This is a genomic window from Tateyamaria sp. LSS28 (assembly GCF_059611725.1).
Genome location: NZ_JCAPFI010000014.1, coordinates 1 through 23,408 on the forward strand (window position 1 = coordinate 1; position 23,408 = coordinate 23,408).

At 53.2% G+C, this 23,408-nt stretch carries 14 protein-coding genes; 8 read left to right on the forward strand and 6 right to left on the reverse strand.

Annotated elements, in window-relative coordinates; genetic code table 11:
- Positions 1-234 precede the first annotated feature (234 nt).
- Positions 235-1,701 carry a restriction endonuclease gene (locus AC53L6_RS23885; protein ID WP_496909638.1) on the reverse strand — a complete coding sequence of 489 codons (1,467 nt, stop codon included), beginning with the start codon at positions 1,699-1,701 and terminating at the stop codon, positions 235-237.
- A gap of 416 nt (positions 1,702-2,117) precedes the next feature.
- Between AC53L6_RS23885 and AC53L6_RS23890 the strand changes: the two genes are divergently transcribed.
- The 3 genes from AC53L6_RS23890 (at position 2,118) to AC53L6_RS23900 (ending at position 3,678) form a co-directional block, all read left to right on the forward strand.
- Positions 2,118-2,354 (forward strand): hypothetical protein, encoded by a 237-nt coding sequence (locus tag AC53L6_RS23890; RefSeq protein ID WP_496909639.1) that lies wholly within the window; start codon positions 2,118-2,120, stop codon positions 2,352-2,354.
- Between the two features lie 519 nt (positions 2,355-2,873).
- Positions 2,874-3,221, forward strand: a complete 348-nt coding sequence (locus AC53L6_RS23895; protein ID WP_496909640.1) for a helix-turn-helix transcriptional regulator — start codon at positions 2,874-2,876, stop codon at positions 3,219-3,221.
- Positions 3,208-3,678, forward strand: coding sequence for a hypothetical protein (locus AC53L6_RS23900; protein ID WP_496909641.1), 471 nt, complete (start codon positions 3,208-3,210; stop codon positions 3,676-3,678). Before AC53L6_RS23895 ends, AC53L6_RS23900 begins: the two co-directional genes overlap by 14 nt.
- 186 nt (positions 3,679-3,864) lie before the next feature.
- Here AC53L6_RS23900 and AC53L6_RS23905 read toward each other — a convergent pair whose 3' ends face one another.
- The 3 genes from AC53L6_RS23905 to AC53L6_RS23915 form a co-directional block, all read right to left on the reverse strand.
- Entirely contained in the window at positions 3,865-8,778 is a 4,914-nt protein-coding gene (locus AC53L6_RS23905; RefSeq protein ID WP_496909642.1) for an SPM autocatalytic domain-containing protein, read from the reverse strand.
- A 487-nt stretch (positions 8,779-9,265) separates the two neighbouring features.
- Entirely contained in the window at positions 9,266-9,745 is a 480-nt protein-coding gene (locus AC53L6_RS23910; protein ID WP_496909643.1) for a hypothetical protein, read from the reverse strand.
- 62 nt (positions 9,746-9,807) lie between these two features.
- Positions 9,808-10,572 carry a helix-turn-helix transcriptional regulator gene (locus tag AC53L6_RS23915; RefSeq protein ID WP_496909644.1) on the reverse strand — a complete coding sequence of 255 codons (765 nt, stop codon included), beginning with the start codon at positions 10,570-10,572 and terminating at the stop codon, positions 9,808-9,810.
- 118 nt (positions 10,573-10,690) lie between these two features.
- Here AC53L6_RS23915 and AC53L6_RS23920 point away from each other — a divergent pair, with 118 nt between their 5' ends.
- The 5 genes from AC53L6_RS23920 to AC53L6_RS23940 all read left to right on the forward strand — a co-directional run bounded on the left by AC53L6_RS23920 (position 10,691) and on the right by AC53L6_RS23940 (position 16,653).
- Positions 10,691-11,836, forward strand: coding sequence for an MFS transporter (locus AC53L6_RS23920; protein WP_496909645.1), 1,146 nt, complete (start codon positions 10,691-10,693; stop codon positions 11,834-11,836).
- 570 nt (positions 11,837-12,406) lie between these two features.
- Positions 12,407-13,174 (forward strand): hypothetical protein, encoded by a 768-nt coding sequence (locus AC53L6_RS23925; RefSeq protein WP_496909646.1) that lies wholly within the window; start codon positions 12,407-12,409, stop codon positions 13,172-13,174.
- A gap of 217 nt (positions 13,175-13,391) precedes the next feature.
- Positions 13,392-13,751, forward strand: coding sequence for a hypothetical protein (locus AC53L6_RS23930; RefSeq protein ID WP_496909647.1), 360 nt, complete (start codon positions 13,392-13,394; stop codon positions 13,749-13,751).
- Positions 13,751-15,826 carry a type IV secretory system conjugative DNA transfer family protein gene (locus AC53L6_RS23935; RefSeq protein ID WP_496909648.1) on the forward strand — a complete coding sequence of 692 codons (2,076 nt, stop codon included), beginning with the start codon at positions 13,751-13,753 and terminating at the stop codon, positions 15,824-15,826. Before AC53L6_RS23930 ends, AC53L6_RS23935 begins: the two co-directional genes overlap by 1 nt.
- Positions 15,827-15,846: 20 nt before the next feature.
- A complete protein-coding gene (locus AC53L6_RS23940) occupies positions 15,847-16,653 on the forward strand; it encodes a replication-relaxation family protein (RefSeq protein WP_496909649.1) in 807 nt (268 codons plus the stop codon).
- 84 nt (positions 16,654-16,737) lie between these two features.
- Here the strand turns inward: AC53L6_RS23940 and AC53L6_RS23945 are convergent, their stop codons facing one another.
- Positions 16,738-20,016 carry a DEAD/DEAH box helicase family protein gene (locus tag AC53L6_RS23945; protein ID WP_496909650.1) on the reverse strand — a complete coding sequence of 1,093 codons (3,279 nt, stop codon included), beginning with the start codon at positions 20,014-20,016 and terminating at the stop codon, positions 16,738-16,740.
- 53 nt (positions 20,017-20,069) lie between these two features.
- The gene (locus AC53L6_RS23950; RefSeq protein WP_496909651.1) at positions 20,070-23,354 is read right to left on the reverse strand and encodes a site-specific DNA-methyltransferase; all 3,285 of its coding nucleotides are present in this window, start codon (positions 23,352-23,354) and stop codon (positions 20,070-20,072) included.
- Between the last annotated feature and the right edge of the window lie 54 nt (positions 23,355-23,408).

Consider the following 23,408-nt stretch of genomic DNA (forward strand, 5'->3'; position numbering starts at 1 on the left):
AGACGCGTCATCTGCGCATCCGTGAGCCAGAAAAGGTCAGACATATTCACCGCTCGTTTTCGAACCGTGAATCACGCCACTAGGCGAAAATCAATGGGTCCTGACCCTAAGCCGCGTAACGCCACAAGGACAGCGCGCAGCCCAAAACCGACGTGGTTCACCGGAACTAAATAAAACAAAGCACAAGGAATTCTACCAGCGCACGAGCAAGCAGAGATATCGTCAATCACCTTGCTATTTGTGTTCCCACTGACGCCGGTAACAGTCTCGAACCTCGATAATCGTATAAACGTCATCGTCGCTTGGCTCCCGTTCGATCTGCTGCTGTACCTCCCACATCCAATCGGGATGATCTCGTTCGAGGTCCATTTTTGCCTGCTCGTACCTATGGGTGATTTGAATGAATCGGTCACGCTCCTGGCCAAATCTGACCACAGCAACATCGGTTAGCTTTAGATAGTCAAACCTGCCATCCGGATCGAATAGTCTCTTTAGCCCGCTCCGATGGTTCACGTGTGCCTGCGCTACCATGTTAGGCAATGCTATGGCGTCATCGTCGTAGATCGTCCCAAAAGCTGGCGGCGGAAAATTGTCTGGGAAAACACCTGTGTGCTTGAGACTTTCGATGGCATATTCCGCACCGTTCTGTTCGAGGTAAGCCACTGTTCGACGAACCGGCGATCCATCGACGAAGTCCACAAAGACATGTGGCAGCGCGTTCCAAGTGTCGCCTTTGTCGTCGATCACCAATATGTCTTCGTAGCGGATAATGCCATGCAGATAGAACATGCTTTGGTTCTTGAGCGGCAGGCGCTCCCAATAATCTCGCACCAACTCAACGCGCTCTCGCTCCGAGCGTTCTAGCTCAAAGTCATTCACTCTGTTGTATGGATTTCTGTGAATAATCTCCGGTTCGGCAATATCAAAAGTCCCGGCAGCTTCGTCCAAAAACGCATAGCAGTGCTTGAGGCGAACGATTACGCCACGCGGATGCAGTTCGGTGACTTCGAATTCTTTCCAGCGCGGCATGTCTTCGAAGTCTTTGTATTTTTTCTCATAGGGATACTCTCGATCCTTGGAATCTCGCGCCAAAATCCACTTATTGGCGGGGTTATCACCAAGCACCCGCATGATCTTGTTTTTGTTGATGACCTCAGAACGAATTTCCGTGGCGCGGGATCTTCGGCGACGCACGTTCGAGATACCGAAGAAGGTGAACAAAATGCGGTCGTTTTTAGGTTGATATAGCTCGGTTTCCAGTGTGGCCTTACCCCAAAGCTGGAACTCCTGCACACCACGTACGATCAACCCGTCGCGGAACGCGTCATACGCCTTCTTAGAAAAATCGGTCGCCGCTGCGAGAATGTAACCATGCGGTGGGTTGTCGGGATCGATATCTTCGAGGATTTTTTTGATCTTGTTCGGAGGCAGGGATTTTTCGCGCTTGCACTGGATCATCCATAGACTGCCCTCAACAGGCCGGATGACCTCATTTCCATCATCGTCAACAGTTGTTCGGCTCTCACGCTCGTACGCTCTTATATCAAAACCGTCGTCGTCACCGCCTTTACCGGTCGCCTCAATGGTCTGCCAATCGCGGAAATCGTAGATCAGTTCTCGAACAAGGTCTTCGAATCTTCGAGGATCAAGGTCTTCGAAATGGAGTGGGTTGGTTGTTTTAGTTGGCTTAGCGTTGGACATACTCTGAGGACACTAATTCGCGAAAACCGAAGAAGTGTAAGAGAAGCAAAGCGCAAGCTCTGTGACAAGTCTAATAGTGAGACCGGCTCGCTACATTCGTCAGACGGTGTCAACGTTGGTTCCGGGCCGCATCTAGCTCAAGAAGCGGCATAGCTCTGCAACTTTGCAGTGTCCGCTTACTGCGCAATGCGGCATTCACTACCAGTGCTGTATTGGTCGACTAGACTCTAGTTGGTATTCGCCGAGCAGCCCCAAAAACCGCTGCGTAATTTTGAGCAAAGTCTTTCAGACGCAGAAAGCAATACCGTTGCTGCTCTCAAAACCGATGCCGGGAACTCAACGGTTTCGCTGCTCACCATGGGGAGAGGTATGTATCGCTCGCGCAGCGCGCGATTTATGTTATAATTTAGATACTTATGACATCCCTAACAATCAATGACACACATGCAGCGGTCAAAAACCTGATCGCCAAGGGGGCTTCCAAAGAACTGGCGGAAGAAATAGTGGCCCTGGTCCAGACTGCTGAGATCAAAGGTGAACCAGCGACAAAAGCAGACTTGGCTGACCTAAAGACCGATGTATACAAGGCTATGCTGGTCCAGACCGGCACTATCATCGCGGCTGTGATTGGTATTCTCGCCCTGTTTTTCTAAGTATTGAGCTGATGCAACCTGTCTGTTGAGGCGGGTTTTGTACCCTGCGCCCGTACAGACCAGCAGCATGCAACACGCGCTGTGGTGATGAGCTTTGGCAAAGCTCCATGCCAAGACCTAGGGCACAACAACATCGAACAACGTGCTGCTTCTAGCCCACGCAGCGTTTTTGTACTCGGGTGGTTCTGGCTTGAAAGTTTTTTGCTCAAATTTCGTCAAGGCTTAGACAGCCAGAGAGGTGGTCAGTCGCCACCGCTCTTGGCTCTATGCATCAGTCGTTTCCAGTCGCGCTGCTGAACCGCTTGTATAACGTGGATGACGTGTTGGCGCTGTGCGGGCGTTGGTCGCCAGCATGCTTCCTGCATGCTGGTCCCCATACGCGCGCATGGCATCAAAATGTTCGTCCCTTCCTCTGTAACCACTCACCGTATTGTCCTCCGCGATACCCTGCCTGCTAGGGTATCCTTGTCTCTCACCATAGACTGACGCTCTAGACGATTATCCAATAACCCAAAGTCTATGAGTACCCAATTCGCCCTCGACCTGCGCCTTGCGCGCAGGAAGGCGGGCTATACCCAGGGAGATGTGGCCCATCTCATATCCGTAAACCAATCCTTGGTTTCCGAGCTTGAGACCGGCGTCAAACGCCCGGACCTTGAGCAGATTATCGATCTGTCGCTGATATACAGCCGCTCGTTCGAGAGTTTCTTTGGAGAGCTGCTGACAGCACGTCAGCACCGGCTGCAAGAGCGGCTGGAGACCCTGCCAGAGCTCGAGAAGCCTACGGCACATACCTTTAATCGTGCACACGCCCTGAAGCAGCTGAGACGGCGCGTGGCGAGCCAGATTGAGCATGGCGGCGCTTAGTGTTCTATCCGTCGCTGTGGCGACGGGACGCGCAGGCTATGTCTTCTTGAACGATGGTCAGCTGCAGGACTGGGGCATGACAGTGAAGTCTGTCCGGTCCAACAATGATCTGGTTGGTTTTGCGCAAAAGCTCATCAATGACCTGCAACCCGATGTGTTTGTGACCGAAGATGTCTCGGCAGGCAGTTGCCGCAAAGGCAGACGCGCCAAGACGATGATCACCGATCTCGCCACCCTGGCCAGCCATAACGAAGTGCTGGATGTGTCCGTGGCGCGTCCAAGGACATACCCGTCCAAGCATGAAGAAGCTGAAGCGCTAGCAGGAACACATCCCGAACTCACGGGGTATCTGCCAGCCCGCAAGCGGCGGATCTTCGATTATGAGCCACGCGGCATGATCCTCTTTGAAGCGCTGGTTCTGGCCAGTGAAGTAACTAGTGAACCAGAAGCGCGATAAGCACGTTGAGCCTCGCGAGACGGCACATGTTCCTTACAAAAAACCGCCCCAAGGGGCGGTTTTCCTTGTTGGTTTCATAGCAATTCAAAGGCGATAAACGATGCGATCGTTGCCTCAGACACTCCCGTGACCGCATTGCCTGAGCTTTGCCGCCGAGACAGTCCAGCGTGTCACGCTGCATGGAGCCTACCCCACGAGAATATCATCGCTGAGTGCTGCAAGCGTTGCATCCCGGACGGTCAGAGCATCGCCATTGCCAAAGTCGAACACAACGTCGTCACCGACTTGAGACGCGTGGGACATCGCGTCTGCTGCGTCGATTAACCCAAAGGCTTCAAGGCGAATGGTGTCGACGTCATCTTCAAAATCGAGGACTTCGTCGTGATCATAGTTGATCCGGAAATAGAACGTATCAGCACCCGTTCCCCCAGACAGAGCGTCATCGCCTGTCCGACCATAGAGGAGATCATCACCGATCCCACCGGAGATCCTGTTGTCACCGGAGTCTCCCCGCAACGTGTCGTTGCCATTGCTGCCAGTCAGGTTTTCGATGCTGATGTAGACATCGCCCGCAGCGGTTCCTGTGTTGGCATGAGAAAACTGCAGGTCAGCCAGGACAGCTTCGCTGCCGTTGTACTGCGCCCGGTCGAGACCGTCGCCGCCATTCAAAACGTCAGCGCCATGCCCACCCAGAAGGATGTCATTGCCATCGCCACCCAAAAGAGTGTCATCGCCCTCCCGGCCAAAGAGGATGTCGTTTCCTAACCCTCCGGACACTTCATTGGCTTGCGCGTCGCCTCGCAAGTTATCTGCGAAGTCGGAACCGCTGACATTCTCGATGTCGAAGAATGTATCGCCCATGGCGTCCCCAGTGTTCAGGCTGTCGAATTGCAAATCGACCCGAACACCGGAAACGGCATTGCTGTAGCCCGCCGTGTCGATACCTTGACCGCCATGCAGTGCGTCTGCACCACGCCCGCCCGACAGGACGTTTGCTGCATAATCGCCAATCAATACATCGTCGTAGCTGGAACCTGTCAGATTCTCGATGCTGACAAAGCTGTCGCCCGCCGCATCGCCGGTGTTATTGCCTGGAACCGCCAGGCTGACCGTTACACCTTCCGTTGCTTCACCATAGTCTGCCGTGTCTGAACCAGCGCCGCCCGACAGTTCATCGGCCCCGGCCCCGCCAGACAAGACATCATGACCGGTGCTACCATAGAGGCGATCATCTCCAGCGCCGCCATAGAGAGCATCTTCACCCTCCTGGCCGTGCAGGTCGTCAGCACCTTCGCCACCAAACACTGTGTCTGCGCCAGATCCACCCTGCACATGGTCAGTGCCAAAACCGGCTTCGATCAAGTCATCGCCATCCCCACCGTCGATCACGTCGGAGAAGTATTCAGCAACCGTCACGTTGTCAGTCACGGGTCCAACCAATCCGCTGGTCAACAGATCCACAAACTCGTCGTCTGTGTCGGGCCCGCTCACTGAGAGTTCAAGCACTTCGTCATTAAATCGTTCAAAGTAGCGGATCGTGAACTCGTGTGTTCCAGCTTCTAGAACAATCAACCCCGTTGCTTCGGAAGCCGCATGTGTCCCGTTGTGATCAATGACTTGTTGATCTCCAACCCAAAAGTCGGATCCATCATCAGAGTTCAGCAGGAACGAGTAGCTTCCTGCAGTCTCTATTTCGATTACACCCCGAAACACGACACCGAACTCTTCGCCGTTGCTGCCTTCGATGTCGGCTAAAGCCGTGACATCGATACGAGACACCAGTCCCATCCCATCCGCTACTAACCCTTCCAGCTCGGACAGATTGGAAATGGCAGTTCCTGACCGATCAAAAAACTCGTATTGTAAAAGCCCGCGTGGCAATCCGACCAAATCTCCGGTGATCCGGTCGTGGCCTGCGCCAGCATTGATGACGTCGGCCCCAAGTCCACCAACAAGTGAATCATGACCGTCCCCGCCCGACAGCGTGTCATGGCCATTGCCGCCATCCAGCACGTTGTCCTGGGCATCACCGGTCAGTTGATCATGGTAACTTGAGCCAACGAGGTTTTCTATGAGTGAGATTGTGTCGCCTTCGGCGTCCCCGCCGGAAGCGGTGCCTGCGGCCAGATCAATGGAAACCCCCTCCCTGGAGCCAACATAGCTGGCGGTGTCAAGAACACCTGCACCGCCATTAATGACATCCGCACCGGCGCCGCCTTGCAAAAAGTCGCGACTGTTTCCGCCATGAAGTGTATCGGCACCATCGCCACCGTAAAGCCAGTCATCATCCTGCCCACCGGAGAGGGAGTCATTACCGTCTCCGCCGTAGAGGGCGTCAAATCCATCATGGCCGATGAGCGTATCGTTGCCATTGCCGCCATAGAGCTCATCCGCTCCTTGCTGCCCGTTCAAGCTGTCATGGCCGTCGCTGCCAGAAAGAACATCACGTCCGCGGCCGCCCAACAGCGTGTCGTTGCCATCACCCCCGTACAGGCTGTCATCCCCTTCGTGGCCGTTCAGCGCGTCATTCCCGTCGTCTCCGACGAGCAGGTCGCTCCCACTTTGGCCAAACAAGCTGTCGTTACCGCTGCCACCCCAAATCTGGTCGGCACCACTTTCGCCGTAAATTTCATCAGTGCCCGCGCCTCCAGAGAGAACATCGGCGCTGGAGCCCCCTCTTAGTGTGTCAGCACCAGTGCCGCCGAAAAGCTGATCTGAGCCGCCTGCTCCATTCAGGGCGTCATTGCCGCCACCGCCAACGACAGTGTCGTGGCCGGAACCGCCATGGGTATGCCCCGAGTTGTTGTTGCCCCAAAGCCTGTCGTTGCCGGCCCAACCATACAACGCGGATCCGTCCCAATAATTGCCCGGGCTGTTTGTGAAATAGTAATGGTTGTTACTCCCCTCGTATTGAGAACCGTCGCCTCCACCAAACCGATTCACACCCGCGCGGATGTAATCGTCGCTCGTGTCCAGTGTTATATCCGTACTGAGGCTTAGTCGGCGACCATCGGCGAACTCAATCCGCTCAATATCCTGCATGTCTACAACAAAGCCTGAACCACGGTCGTCCAGGTCATGGTGTAGCTGCCATTGGTTGTGTCCGAGATAACGGATGTGATCAACAGTACTGAAGTCTAAGTAAAGCGTGTCAAACCCGGCTCCACCTTGAACAATTGACCAGCCAACCGCCGCTTCATTCCCGTAAAGGCCCTGAGCGTCCATGCGGAAGACATCGTCGCCAGCACCACCGCTGAGATTATTGTCACCGCGCCAGAAGTATAAAGTATCGTTCCCGTTGCCCCCGCGCGCAGTGTCATCGCCAAAGCCGGTCAGCAGTAGATCCGCGCCGGTATCGCCATCAAGGACATCATCGCCGTAGCCACCGATAAGTGTGTCGTTTCCGTCTCCGCCGAACAGCCTGTCGTCGTTGCCTTCACCGCTTAGGCTGTCATGGCCGTCGCCACCAAAAAGCTGATCATCGCCGGTTCCGCCGCTGAGTGTATCTGCGCCAATGTCACCAAAGAGAAAATCCGTCCCTAGCCCGCCGACAATCGCGTCACTTCCGGTGCCTCCCCGGAGGATATCGCCGCCATGGCCACCGGTGATTTGGTCGTCACCGCCACCCCCGGAGATCGACAGATTATCTGACAGACCTTCGCCCGATAGGGTGTCATCGCCAGCGGCCCCGACGGCGCCTTCCAAGCCGTGATCCAACAGAGTGACATTCACCGCGTCAGTGCCCGTGACAATCATCGTGTCGATGCCATCACCACCCGAGACACTGCCACCAGCAAAATCATCGGCGTCGACAAAAAGAACATCATTGCCGTCGCGTCCCTCAACGATGTCTGCGCCTGCATCGCCAGAAATCAGGTCGTCGTTTTCGCTGCCGCGCACCGTGTCATTGCCGTCACCGCCAGAGATTTGAACGGACCGCGTATGACCCGAAGCATCAAGGTTGTTGTCGCGTAAATCGCCTGTTGCACCGTCCAACACGAGATCATCAAGATCGACATGCTGTTCGCCTTCACCGTTCAAAACGGCGTATTCAAAACTCTCGCCGCTTTCGAATTCAATCGCGTATCCCAAGGCCGTCGCGGTTACGCGGTAGCCAAGTGCGTTGTACGATAGCGATACATCACCAACTCCACCCTCAAGAGTGTATACTCCATCGACTGCGACGGTGTCGTCAGAAACAGCGATTCCTGAGCCATCGTGAAGGAATGATGCCGACCCATGCAGCGTGTTGCCAAATATCGTTATGTCATCGGATGTATCAGTGTATTCGGAGCCGTCGTCGTAACCGAGATTGATCTGGGTGATTCCCCAGTCATCCAACGTGCGCAACTCGCCCGCATCGGTTACTCCGTCCTGATCCAGGTCTTGCCAGATACGCAGTTGGGACCAGATATTATCGTCCAGGGCATTGAGAAGGCCGTCATCATTTTCGTCGAATGCACGGCGCAAGGCTTGCAAATCAGTATCGCCTTCTTCACCCCACAGCGACCATACTAACTCGCGTGCTTGATCAATGACACCATCGCCTTCACCGCGGCTGCCATCAGTGTTGAGGTCAAGCACCAGGAACCCATCATCTGAGGAGGCCCAAGAACCTTGTTCCAGAAACCCGTCACCGTCGAAATCGAAGTAGGTCTCCTGTCCGTAACTGATCTCAACCCCATCGCCATCCAGATCAAGTATGACAGGCTGTGGTCCGCCAATATCTGGATCATAGGTAGGGGGACCACCTGTTGTGGGATAGCCACCCGAACCAAATCCCTCAAATTCGCCTCCGGTAGTTGTTCCGCCGCGCCCGTCGAAGCCACCTCCTGGGGTACTTGGTGAGCTTGGTTCACTAGGCGTGCCTCCACCGCCATTGTCGTATCCGGAAGAGTCTTCTCCAGTACGTGGCTCGCCTGGGTCGCTGATCGGTGAACCAGAACCGTCTGGGTTTCCACCTGGACCTATTGGGGAGTCTCCGCTTGGATCGGATGACTGTGGAGATGGCGCAGAAATAAAGCCGTCTGCATCAATGTAACCATATTCGTCGGAATACTCCCAACCTGGAGCAGGATGGTTAAAGTCATCTTGACCCACGGCATTTGTTGAACCGACTCCTGCTGCACTTGCACTACTGATCGCTTGGTCATGGAATACTCGGCCGAACGCATTGCTGTTTTGGGCAACGCCATCATTTGCTCCGGAGAGATCCATTCCAAGTTCAGACCGATCTGTAACCGGTATGCCCGAAGCCGCCTGAGCAATATTTCCAGGGCGAACACTGCCAGGAAGCTCGTATCTAGAACCGTCGAGTGAATTGGTCGCTGCAACCGCACCTTCATTGTAGATTGACACGGCATCCTGTACCGTAAGACCGTCCACGATCGTATGCAGCTCATCAATCTGACCGTCTCTCGGTCCTATTGTAATTGTACCACCAGCGCCAGGCTGTGCTTCAATCGTTACTCTAACATTTCCATCGGGATCGACTAACGCACCGGTAGTATGCGTAAAACTCGTTCCAGAAATTCTGTTTTCTCCGATTGCTATGGACCAACAATTTTCAGTCACTTTCGACTTCTCCCTATAGATTACCCCTGAAGAGCAGCACTTCCTTTATCAGATCAGCTCTGGTTTCAGAGCCAATTTTCTCAATAGACCAAATGTAGGTGTATGTGTGCGCGAGTAACCCAATAGGCAATTTCTGTATTTTGCGCCCATACACAAGATCACACCCATCAACAGAACAAAGCTGCTCAATTTCATTTTTGCGCGTGAAGTATATAGCTGGAGGAATATCGATATTATTGTCTTGATAGAGATTCTTGTAAGATTCACCTTCCGATCCGGCCGAGTCTACGAATACCTTAGATGACCAAACTCCACCCTTCCGCTCATAAATATCAAAGCCACTATTTTGCAGTTTTTCTACTAAGCTCTCTCTATCAAATTCTTCTTGAAGCGATCGGTCAAAATTTTGATAGGTTAGTTTAGGAAAGAATGCATAAGCAAGCACAAGCAAGCACAGCAAAGCAATATATTTGGAAGCTCTCTTGATCACCATCTTTAATCTCCATATCAAACTTCGCAGAAGGGTGCGAGGTTGGTCCAGTGTGGAATTCCACATCATAACAACTGAGCTTGCGCTACCAGTTTCGCAACAAGTTGGGCTGAGTTCGCAGCATCCATAACACGACGCGCCTCGAGCAGCTTTTGCTCCACTGTGCGCCGGTGGCAACCCATAAGCTGCGCGATTTCGGCGTTCGTTTTTCCAAAGTACACGTAACGCAATATCTCCAACGCATCCGGGGCCAAAGTCTCATGCTTAAAGGCTATTGGAATTCGGCGGAAGGTTAACAGGAAAACATCTAGCAACGCTTCAATCGTACGCCCTTCAGCGGCCCAAACAGCGTCTACACACTCTTGTTCAATGCACTCGACGGCGCACAAACCAAAGCCGGCGGCATAGTCAGCACCCTGTGAACAACTCGTATAACTGTATCCGTTTACGAGCCCAAGCTGCCTAGTCGCAAGATGGAGCCGTTCTTCGGCCCCAGACATCCTTCCCTCTAGGTATCGATCACGGTTGACTTGCCAACTGATTGCGCCATTGTTCTCGAGGAGCCAGTTTACGGTGAAATCATCCACAAACCCACGGTTCTTTATGAACAAGTTTTCTATCTCGCTACCGTAGCTCGATAAGATGTACGTCCCAAACAAGTTGTGGAGATTAGATTTATTCGCTCCAGCTTTACTTGCGAAGAGAATCCGATCAAAGCCAAAATCGAGCAAATGGCTTTTCAACGCAATCCAGCATACTTCAAGATGGACCGCCGACGCGCAGGTTGATATGAAATCCAAGACACGCAACTGTTGTACGTTTTTTCCCACTGTTGCTCCTTAAGCAATTGATACTAAGTACATTTGTGTACCATAGTATCAAAAACTTGCGCTGCAACCACAATCCCGTGTGACGGTGTAAGCTCTGTGTATGAACTGAGGCGAGCACTTGACCAACCAACATAACATATTCCACATCCTACCTATTTTCCTAATCACATCCGGATACGGGGTATCTTTTCCATCCCTTGCACTACAATTGGAAGCGACAGGCGCATCTTCCACTTTGATCGGATTGAATGCAGCCATGCCCGCTCTCTGCTGGATTTTGATCACGCCAGCGCTTCCTACAATACAGCGTGCCATACCGTCAAAAGTCCTGATGGCCCTCTTTATTGGACTTGCACTTGCGGGATTGTTTGGCCTTTCGAAAGCGTCCGACTACACTTTGTTAACAGTTTTCAGGTTTGTTTTCGGTGGCTCGATGGGACTATTTTTTAGGGTATTTGAGTATTGGCTGAATGCAACAACCGAGAACACGAAGCGTGGACGAACCATCGGGGCATATGCGATATTCTTCGCCCTGGGCATTGCAACAGGTAGTATTTTACAGCCAGTACTGGAGCAGCATAATTTTTTTGATCTTGCATACTCGGCTCTTTTTATTTACCTGGGTATTTCCCTTCTTCTTTTTTCAATTCCTCCGGAAGGCCACTCACCGCGTGCGAAGCCATCAAAAGGGAACTTCGCTTTATTCGCTCGAACCCTCCCGGTGCCTTTTGCTGCAGTCGCTGCGTACGGTTTTTTTGAGGACATACCAGCCTATCTGTTACCTATCTATGCTCTTAAGGTTGGCCTCGATTCGACTTTCGCCGCGTTGTCGCTCGGGTTTTTCGCCTTTGGCGGGTTAGTGTTCGCAATCCCGATTGGATTTGCGTCAGATAGACTTGGTCGCTATCCCATTCTCGCACTATGCGGTATTTTTAGCTTCTTTGGGGCAGCAGCGTTGCCGTTTTCCACCTCAAACTCCATCATGTTTCTCACCTTACTCCTAGTATGGGGAGGTTTCGTTGTTGGCCTCTACGCGACTGCGCTGGCTATTGTGGGAGATAGATACTCGGGGGCCAAACTAGTAGTGGCCAACTCAGCTTTTGGCACACTCTATGCTGTATGTTCCCTTATCGGTCCCTTGGTCAACGGTGCTGCAATGGACCTTTGGGAGCCACATGGAATTGCAATTGCCGCGGCTGCCACCTTCCTTCTTTTCTTAGCTCATATGTTTTTTACTGTGATTCAAAAAAATTTTACGAGATAATTTTTCCGCAAGACACTCCCAATTCACCTTCATTTTTTCAATAGCTTCTATTTTGGAAAATTGGCGAGCCGTTTTCTTGCGCATAGATATGGTTAAGATTAATATACAAACTTTTAAAAAAATCGCAAGAAGCACCGATGCCCTGAAGTACGCTTCTGTCAATGCCCCTAACATTGGCGGAAACGTTTAGCGCAATGCCCCTTGCATCTAATCAATTGATCCGAAGAAATAAAGAGGCGCCTCTTCCTTCATTACCGCCAGTGGTTGGATGAATTAGCCGTTGAACCAAGCCGGGATTAATGGCCTCAAAACTAATCCAAAGGGTCTCGAGCAAGCGGTCGGTGCTCAGGCGACAATTTCGGGCACACCTTTGCACATCCTGCAGCACTGGATTGACCGCGCCTCCATGGCAACCCGCCACGATATACGCCATAGCCCTCGGGCCGGAGCAACTGCGTTTGGCAGATCCAATGTGGAGTTCTCATACCCCGGCAAAAATAAGTTGACTCCAAACAGCGTCAGCCCGCAGATTTCCCGCCATTGTTGATGTACGAGTTTGGAGTATTTTAGATGCGTTCTTATGAAGCCGCGCGCGGCATGTTTGATAGAATGGAGACCTTCGCCAATATTGTGACCGCCATTGGCGTTATCAGTGCAGTAATAGGCGGGCTGGCCGGAGCCTCAATGCTCCATCCCACAATTCCAGGAATATTGGCACTGGTTCTCTGCGCATTGCCGGGCAGCTTTATCGCCATGTATGGCTCATCGGCCTTGGTCAACGCTCAGATGGGACGAGCCTCAGTGGATTGCGCAGAATATGCGCAGCTGTCCTTGAGTGTCTCGCGACAACAACTGGAATTGGCGCAGGAGGCTTTGGCACTCAGTAAAGGTCAATCGCACCCGTACTATGCGTCTAAACTGGCCAAAGCAGCCGCAGAGGCCGCCGTCCTGGTTGCCAATCCTAACGCGTCACCGGACGGTTCCGAGCAACCGTCCTACGCAGATCGCTCTTTCAATCGGTCGGAGACAGATGTTGCCGGGGACGTACCAGTTGCCGCAAAGATCGAACGGGACAACCCGGTAGTGGAAGCCGCCCAAACCACTCCGCAGTTGGAACACAAGATGGTTGTGCCCTTGGCGGGTTTGGACAATGGCGACGCGGCCGATGTTGAACCCATTTCAGTATCATCAGCAGTTTCAACCGATGTTGCCGAACCAAGTGGCGATACAGCCATCGTCTACCACGACGGCCAATTCCTCGTGGGCGGCAAACCGTTCAAAACCAAAGACGCGGCGCTCGCATACAAGCGTGATCTCCAAGCCAAAGAGACGTCCTGATGACCCCCATACAGACCCCCAACCCGTATGGGGGTGAGGTATGTGGATCAGGGCTAAACATAGGTGCGCATAGCGTCTTGGATGCGCGCTTTCTCAAACCTGACTTCACCTGCTTTTCGCAGGTGAAGTTTGCGCGCACAAACAGCGCTCCCTCAAGCGCCCAGATACCGCCCACCCCACCACATCCGGACACAGCAGTGTCTCCGAACCAATCTCGATGCGTATCAAGATAAACCACACCACCAAACAGGTTGGCTTGCTCTTCAAGAAGACGTTCGTTGAAGTGGCCGTAACGGTGCTCTTCTCTCATGAAGAAACCCAAATCATTCGGCAGCGCAATCTCACCAAAACCAAACTGATGACGCGCCGACCTGCCACCGCGAAAGTCGATGATCACGACGAGCCGTTTGAACTTAAAGTCCAGGATATCCTCAATGGCAAAACTGACCGGTTTCTGCTGGCTGATCCGTCTGCCGCCAAACGATATCAGGATGCCCTGCTGGAGACCCTGGCCCAGCTGAAACTCTGGATCAGTGACAATGCGGAATTGGGTGACGATTTTGTGGTTGAGCTCTGATGGGCCGTGACGCAACAGAGCTGGCGTTTGGCCTGGTCGGGACGGCTGTGATTGTGCTTGGCTTGCTGATTGCAGCTGCCATCATCACGCCCCTCTTTCTTATTGGCATCGCCGTCTATGTCGCGGTCCGCTTGTGGTATGAAAGCCCCGCCCGGCTGGAGCGTCTGGCATACGAAGAGACGCTGCAGCTCTATCGGCATGCGCAGGCGGGACAGGTTGTTCTGACCGATGATGAACTGGACGCCTGCCTGTCCGCCGCGTGGCCACCCACCATGCCAGAGGCGCTTTCCATGCAACTGCTGGAGATGGGGCGCGCGCTGTTTGACGCAGAAGGCCTCAACCCAGAGATCCCGCCCGTGCCCGCACTGTGCAACACAGTTGAAGGTGGCCGGTACCGCGATCTGCTGGCCCGGCTGGGGCAGGCCCGGAATGATCGCCAGATGCTGTTGGCGGCCCTCGGAACAATCTCCGAAGCTCTCTCCCCCATTGCCAAAGCTGCTCCGCCCGTGGAGGGGGATGTTCTCGTACCGGTGTCGCAATTCCTCACGCCACCTGGCCCCACCATTGAAGCGATTATCTCCCCCTTCTTCCAAGACACCGGATACAACCACTTCAAGGCCCTGCGGGAACAGCTGGATCATAACCTGCGCCAAACCCACCGCACCAACCCAATCTACCCAGCCGACTACAAAGGCGACGATGCCGTCGCGACCTATCTCTCCGGTACCCTGCTCGCCCAGCTCTTTGATCTGCGCACCCCCTTTTCCATCCCCGAAGCGCTCCGATTTGAGCACACCCATATCGTGGCGGGCAGCGGGCACGGCAAAACCCAAACCCTGCAATATCTGATTGCGCATGATCTTGTAGACGTGGCTGCGGGCGACAAATCCGTGGTGGTCATCGACAGCCAGGGCGACCTCATCCGCACCATTCTCAAAGCCAAGGCGCTCGAACCAGAAGACATTGTGCTCATCAACCCGGAGGACATTGCCTATCCCGTCTGTCTCAATCTCTTCTCGGTGGGTGCAGATCGGCTTGAGGGCTATTCTGATCTCGAACGGGAACGCCTGACCAACTCCATCATCGAGCTCTATGACTTCGTCCTGGGCTCATTGTTGTCCGCGGGCATGACCGCCAAGCAGAGTGTTGTCTTCCGCTATGTGACGCGGCTCATGTTCCACATTCCCGACGCCACCATCCACACCCTGCAGGACCTGTTGGAACCGGGCGGCGCAGAAAAGTACCAGGGATACATCGCACAGCTCGAAGGCACGCCGCGCCGGTTCTTTGAAACCGAGTTTGACAGCAAGGAGTTTGCCGCCACCAAGGTGCAGGTGCTACGCCGTCTTTATGGCGTGCTCGAGAACCAGACCTTCGAACGGATGTTTGCCAATCCGCAGTCCAAGTTTGACATGTTCACCGAGCTTAATGCGGGCAAGCTGATCCTCATCAATACCAGCAAGTCGCTGCTGAAGGATCAGGGCACCGAGATCTTTGGACGGTTCTTCATTGCCCTGATTGCGCAGGCCGCGCAGGAACGGGCCGTGCTGCCGCCTCAAGACCGTCTCCCCGCCATTGTCTATATTGATGAGGCCCAGGACTATTTTGACGCCAATATCAGCACCATCCTGTCCCAGGCCCGCAAGTACAAGGTGGGGATGGTGATGGCACACCAGTATCTCGGGCAACTGGCCAGCGGTCTGCAGGAAGCTGTTGAAGCCAATACGTCGATCAAACTGGCGGGTGGTGTGTCGGCGCGGGATGCCCGCGCCCTCTCCAGCCAAATGCATGCCCAGGCAGAGTTGATCCAGCAGCAACCCAAAGGATCCTTTGCCGCGTATCTGCGGGGTGTGACAGATCGGGCGGTGCCCATTGCCTTCCCCTTCTTTGAATTGGAGAAGCGACCGCGCAGCACAAAAGAGGAGCGTGCCGCCATTGTGCAACACAGCCGCGACCACTACGCCGAACCGCTGCAGACCAAGGCGGAACATAGCGAACCGGATGCGGATGAGCCCGAAATCCTGCCTCCGGAAAACGACGACAATGATCCAACAAAACCTTCGCCGGAGTTGTAGCTTGGCGCATTCTGTGGGTCATGACCCGCTCCAAAGCCACCGTCTCTGCTGACCTGCGTCCAACCGCCCGTGAACTGCGTTGGCTGGCGCATATTGACCGGCATGGACCGCAATCGAGTGCATTCCTCTATGAGCTGACCCGGGACACGCATCGCTGCAGAGACACGTCTTTGCGGCGCATGCAGGCGCTGCGGGAAGCAGGATATCTGCGCTACCCCAAGCAGCAGGATCAGATCGCCAAAGCACACTGCAACCCTAACATCTACGATCTGACAGCACAGGGGTTTGAGTATCTGTCGTATCGCCAGCCTCTTGAACGGCACACGCGGCCAACTGGTCACTGGTGGCACGGGGTCTGGGTGTCGGCGGTGTCGAGTGCGATGGAGATCGGCGCAACGAGAGCGGGCCTGGACTACATCCCAGCCGCGCGCATCTTGGGGATTAAAGGCGCATCAATGGCCGTGCCGCTCAAGCGTGGTACGCTCATTCCAGACCAATTCTTTGCCATCAAGTATCCCGATGGGTACCGCGCATTTGCGCTGGAGGTGGACCGGGGTACGGAACCGGTGCGCTCCCCGGCAGCGCGCAAATCCCTCCAGCGGTCTGTATCGCAATATGCTGAGGTGTTGGAGCGCAAGCTTCACCAGCAGCACTATGGGCTGAACAGCAATCTGATTGTGCTGTGGGTGTTTATGAGTGCAGCGCGGGAACGGCAGTTCCGGGAGTTGCTATCGAAAGATTGTCGGCGGTTTAGAACAGCTGTGTGCGCGCCGGGGTTTCCACGGTGGGAGGTGGTTGTGGGGGCCAAACGGTTGGTTGAGTTTTGACGGGGCGGCGGAATCCTGACATTCGCTGCAGGTGCGAAAGCACCTTGTCCAATCGCTAGAAGCTGACGTTCGTGCCGCGATTTTCTAGCATGTTTTCGTTGAAATTGATGACAGAACTCTGCTGATTAAGCTGCTTAGATAGCTCTGCTGTCCATCATCCATAAAGAGCACATGTCTGTCTTCCAAATCCGACTTGGAGGCTTGGGTCTGAATGTTCAAAAGGTTTGAATAGGGCGTATCAGACAGGATGAATGCGTTCAGTGTAAGAAAAGCGTCCTTGAGTTCAGCCTCTAAAAGCCTAATTTCCCTAAACAAGTTGAGTTTTGCGTCACTGATTGAAAGCTGACGAATGCCCTTAGGATCGACAAGCGTCAACCACTGCTGACCAGTACTGTCGTCAACAACCCAAAGCAAAAAATCTGGATAGAAATTTCCTGCGGTCGCAAATCCAAGTCCCTTACTCTGAACAGAGGGGTTCCGAAGTAAAAACAGGCTTTTCCCAGCCAACAATTTTTCGCCCTTTGGCGTTTTACAGAACTCCTCCAGATCTCGAACAAAGCGAATTTCGCTCGGCGCGTCAAAAGCCATCGGTCGGAGCTCAAGCGGGATGTTTGAGCCTCTTTCCTTACTCAAAAGAGGGTAATATAAATGCTTTTCGAAACTGATGGCTACAACACCTTTGGCCGTCCAACCGGCAGCCGCAGCTATGTCTTTGGAAGCTACAAAGTTGCTCAAGGCGGCAATCTTGTCGTAATAGCTCTGTGCTTCGTCACTCACTTCAAATTCTAAGGCGTATCTTTCTAACATTGCAGGGTGGTCTTCTTCCACGACAATCGCGTCATAGAATTGCCCCTCAAACCCCGCCTTAATCGCGGCATAAAACCGGTCTGTGAAGTCGCACAAAAGTCGAACCAGAACCGCCTGCTGCGCCGTGACATTTTCAAATGAATTGAGCAAAAAAACAACGTCAGGTGCAAACAATGTGTACCATTCGTTATCCCCTTCGCAGAAGGACTTGATTTGGTCTTTCGATACCCGGAGGTTGCTGTAGCCGCGCTGGTCCTTGTGTCGTGTAAGAGCCTCAAGAATGGCAGACCAGTCGAAACCAGAGACCGCGTCTTTGCTTAGTTTACCTGATTTACGCGCACTTGGAGCGGCAGTGCCATCTTGAGCACTCGTGTCCAATGCCTCAAGGCGGGGGTATAGATCTAAAGTGACGTGTGGCTGTTTGATCTTTCCGGCAAGTGCTCCGGGAATCTCGTAGAGACAGGGAAAGTGCTTTCGCTTGAACCCATCGGCCTCATTTTCATCGAAACCGTCGCGCAGCTTTAAACTTTTGAGCTTTAGCCCCTTTGGCAAATTCTTTTGGGTTGGAAAATCCAAATGCAGGATTTCATCGCTGGGGGTTACCCCTTCTTCCCTCATGTAGTCCTTGAAGCTCGCCATATAATTCGCGCGAACTCCGAAGATATTCAGCGTTTCCAGCTTTTCGAGAAAGGCACCTTTCGGTCTCTCGTTCGGCACGGACCGCTTTAGGGACATCCCTTGGCCTTTCAGCCTGACTCCACGACCGAACAACTGAATGATCTGCGAGCCCTCACCAGCGCCCATATTTAGGAGCCCCATTGTAGACACTCGCCAACTGGACCAGCCTTCAGTAAATTTCCGCGATCCTATCAAGATGTTCAAAGGACTCTTGTTCGAGTTTATAGCACCGAAGAGCCCGCCCCCGAAGTCGTCGCTCTCAGAATCAAAAGTCGTTTCATCGGTCGCAGTTTTTATTAACCCAGCAGCGTCACCGATGTTGATAAGCGCAAATGGCTCTGACGTTCCAACGCGGACAGCTATCTCACCATCTGTGGTTTTGAGGTTTACCAGTTTCAACCGCTGACGGGCTTCAGCGTTGAACAGCCGCCTTAGGATATCCTTGTAGATATCCTCAGAACTTCTTTGCATCAGAGGCACAAAGCGTTTTTCAAAAATGTCTTGGCCGTTAGGATCCAAGAGCTGGGCATCCTCCTCTACTAGGCTTTTGATCCGTCCAATCGATGCAGATTCATCGTTCAAGAAACGGGCCAAAAACCGGAGCACTTCGAGCACGTCGCTATCTTCACCATTGACTGTGTTACCAACGAAAACCCAAAGCGGCTTGTCTATATTAAAGCCGGAAATCTCTTTTTTCTTCGTCTCCCATAACCAAAGCTGCTGATAATAGCTGAGAAGGCAGGCTGTGAAATACAGGTCGCCGTTTTGATTGTAGGCGCCCTCGCGCAGGTTCAGGATCAACGAGTCCTTACCGTAGCCATCAGCGTAAAAATACTTGTAGCTGTAGTCTATCAACACGGCCTTGGCGTAAGCTTCCCTCACTGCAGCAATCTTAGCCTTTGCCCGGTCATCAGATGTCAGGATGACCTCGGCCTGTTCGGCTTCAGTCAGTTGACGATAGGTCTTTTCAAATTGCAGCTTGGCTTTGGCATTGAGGACATCAAGCTCGGCCTTTTCAATGGCTTTGCCCTTCGCAACAGATTGACTGAACGTCGCGCTGTACTCAAAGGCAAAGCCGCCCTCGACAAGGGCGGCTCGCCGGGCCATCCATGCGCCACCTGCACTGCCAGTCCCGCGATGGCCCTCGTCTACAAGCACCAGATTGTTCCCGGCAAACGCACTTACGGCCACGGTCTTGTCACCCATATCGTCAGCCAGCTTGTTGACGTCGATCACATCAACCCAGCCGCGATACATCCCACTCGTTTCGTTCTTGTCGAAAAGCTGGGCGTTGATTCCTGACTCGCGAAACTCTTCCAAATGCTGCTCTGACAGCCCCTCGTTCGGCGTTAGCAGGATGATACGATCCGGGTAGGATTTGGCAGCATCCGTTTGAAAATAATGCAAATACTGTTTGATGTTCACGTGCAGCAACAGCGTCTTACCGCTGCCCGTTGCATTCCAGAATGCCAACTTGTTCAGATCGTCGGCAGTATAGTCGCGAAACGGTTCTGCGCCCTTTTCGTCCCGATACGCTTCCATCGCGCCATTCAGCCCGTCTAGAAGTGCCTGGCGCCGATTGAAGTACCAATCCAGATAAATTTCGCTGAACAACAGCGATAAATACTGGAAATACTTCATCGTCAGCACAGAGCCCGTGGTGCGGTTGCGCTTTTTGGTGATCTCTTGCCAATGCGCGACGATGTTCAGGTCATAGCGGCGCAGGTCCGCGACGCTGACTTGATCGGGATCCACCAACATATGCTCAAGCTGATGGAAGAAACCGGTTTGCCCATCAGGTCGGATGCCTTCGTGATAATCATCACCCAGCCGCTCTTTAAGCGCCGGCAGTGATCCACCCTCAAAGTGGCCCAACATCCATCGGTTCAGGACCAGCTCTTTGTGAAACGACCGTTTTGGAGCCCTCGCCATTACACGTCGTCCACGTTGAACATCGCGTCCAGAAAGACAGGTTCGATCCGGCGCAACGCCATCTTTTCGGTCACGTCCACACCTTCCACTTTGGACACCAGAACGTCCGGCACGTTGTGGTCGCCGTTTACATAGATCAGGTCATAGTCTTCCTGACCGGGGACAAGCCCCAGCTCGTCAAACAAGGCCGTCAGGGCCTCATAGCCAATCACTTCGCAGTCGCGCCACACAACTTTCGTGCGCTCGCCGGAGGGGAGCGTTCCAGTGACCAACGCATAGCCCTTGTCTAGTTGCAGGTCGACGGTGCTCACACGCAACCCGATGAGATAGCTGAAAGTTTCGACCAGATCGACCTTGCGGGTCTCAAACGCCCCGGCGCTGTCCACTGCGATCTTGAGCGTGTAATCAAATGGCTTCTGGAAATCATCAACTGTAAGAAGCGAAGCCTTGGACTCCACATCCAGCATGTATCGCATCAGGTAGTCGTCCTTAGCTTCTGGTTCGAAGCTATCAAGTAAGCTTTTGTGACCTCCAGTCCGAGCAAGTGTCAGATTGTTCACTGCGTCTTCGTAATTTTCAATCTTCAAGACTTTGAAAGCATGGCTCACACCAGTTTCGGGAGCCGTAGGCTTGGCATCCTTCCAGTTGGAAGAGAAAACAGCTTTTTGTATTCTTGGCTTGAGCGCTTCGTTAAAATATGCTCCCTGCTCGACGAGAATATACGAGCGCGTGGAGCCATCTAGACGGTTCTCCGAAATCACTGCTTCCCCTGTCGTTCCAGAGCCAGCAAAAAAATCAATGACCTTCGAGTTTGCATCGGTAGTCTGCCTGACCAGTTTTGAGACAAGCGCGGGAGGTTTTGGGTTTTGCACCGAACCTTTGTAGCCGAACAGCGCTTCAAGCCGAGGCTCACCATCGGCATATTGCCGGAATACCGACGTAGCGACTACAGTCTCAACTTCGTGTAGAAAGTACTTTTGTTGCGGGATTGTTTCGTGAGAATCCTTGAACGAAATGCGCTTATCGGCAACCAAATCCTCGTACGATTGACGCCCGTCAACCGGTTTCTGCGGAAAAGCCCAGCCACGCTTAGGAGGCTTACAGGGAAAGCAAGTAAATGGATGGATCGGACGGTAAAACCTGTAATTTGGATCGTTAGGGTCTTTGGTGGTATCGGATTGCTTAGCAGATGGCATCGAAGGTTCAACTTCCCGCCAGACCCATAGCTTGGCGGCTTTTGACTTTGCTACGGCTTCTTCAATGTAGCGACCATTCGCATCGCGATACTCGGCGTGTTTGTAAGGATATATTCCTTTCCAAGGATCGGTTTTTTTGACTTCCGCGCCTGTAACACCGGTTTCTTTACAGTATTCGGCGTGCGCTGATTTTTGTTCCCTATATAGGTCAGACAGGGCTTGTTTGACCTCCAAAATTGACGCAAACCTTTGGCCCATCTCAAGCGCAATTTCCTGCACCTCAACCAGACCGGGACGCTTTTCGCGGAACATCCCCTTTTTTGCCTCTGCAACCTCAAGATTCTTTGCAAACGCTTGGACATATTCGTGATTTGTCGAATAATTCGGAGCGTTATTACTCACCGTGTCTTGAACCCAAATTAGCTCCTCGACAGCGTTATCCTTTCCGAAAGCGTTCGACATCATCGAAAAGAGATTGCTTCTTTCGCGCTTGTCGATACTTGCAAAGATTACACCCCGATCACTCAACAACTTTCTACTCTGAGCGAGTCGATCAGCCATCATCGAACACCAACTTGAAGATTGATAGTTGTCTTTGTAGACGAAACCATCCTGCCCAGTGTTGTAAGGGGGATCGATATAGGCACAATCAACTCCTGCACCAAAGGTATCTTGCAGCAGCGTTAATGCTTGAAAGTTGTCCCCGTTCACCAACAGTCCATCTGTGGTCTCGTCCAGGTCGGGCAGCGCCCGTAGAAGGTCTGCTCTGAATGCCGCATCAAATAGATTGGTATCCACCATCATGAACGGCTGCGCCTTCAGGTCATCAACGGCCCCCGCGTCGGCGCTCTCCCGCATCCCCAGTTCATGCCACTGCGCCCACTGCCTCCCATTGTCGGCGATAGCGGGGTAAATCGCCTCTGGTACCCGGTCCAGCGTCACGCAATACTCTGCCGCCACGACAAACTTCCGCTTGAGCCAGAGCTTTTTCTGGAAGTCCTCAATGCTGGCCAAGAAGGTGATCAAATCCTGCGCAATCGCCCGCAGGCACTGGATCATCCGCAGGTTTTTCTCAATCGCGGCAAAGGCTTCGGCGTTCTGCACATCATCAAGGTGCATCACCTCATTCTTGATGTAGAAATCCAGTTCCCGCCGCAGGAACGGCCCCAGATCCTTATGAATGAAGTAGTCTGCCGTGTTCTTTTGCGTGTAGGTCGTCAGATGCTTTTCCAACAGCGTGCGCTGTGGCTTCTTTTCGGTCGGCGCACGTTTGGCCAGATCGACCCACTTGGTCTTGGCGGCATCGTCAGCCAGCACAGCCGCGACGGCCTCTTCAACTAGCTTGTCCTGCTTTGTGCCCTTCGGGGCCGTGGCATAGTCGAACCGAATAATCAGTTCCCCGTCTTCCTCGCTGACGGGATCAATGGTCTCCTCGTAAGGCTCACCGTCATCATCCAACCGCGTGACCTTGCGCGCCTCGGCCAGCATAAAGCGGCGTTCTTTGTCGTTGTCCTTGCGGTTGTCCTTGGCGGTATCAGCCGCAACCAAGCGGAAGTGTACGCTACGCCCATCATCGAGCTTGAAGCTGTAATTCGAAAAGCTCTCGCCGCTTTTGATGTAGTACTGGTCACGGTTGGCCCAATGCAGCACAACCTCTTCGCCGGAATATGGGATCGCGTAGGTGTCGCCCTTGTACCGGCGTTGGCTAATGAAATCACCCTTGTCATAGTAGCGCGAGAAGAAGGTCAGCAAGTGCGAGAATACTTGGTTTTCATGCTCTGCCGCGCCGGTGGAAGTGGCGGCAAGGTCTGCCTTGAGTTGTTTGACCTTAGGCGAGTCCGCGGGATCAATGCCTGCATCTTCAGCCCCTTTTTCGGCCTTCGCCAAAGCCGCCTTGATTGCTTTAGCGTTGTCTGTCGCTCCGGCTGTCAGGGCTTCGGAAACCCGCTCTTTCAACCGTTTTGAAAGATACTCGTTGATCTCATCCGCACGCGCGTTGAGCACGCGATAGACCCCAAAATCCAGGTCTAGACGGTCGATCTGGAAGATTTCACGCAGCTTCGCCACAAGGTCTTCATATTTGCTCATAGCGATTCAATTCCCTGCTCATCATTTTTGGTCTTATAGCGCCTAAATCCAATC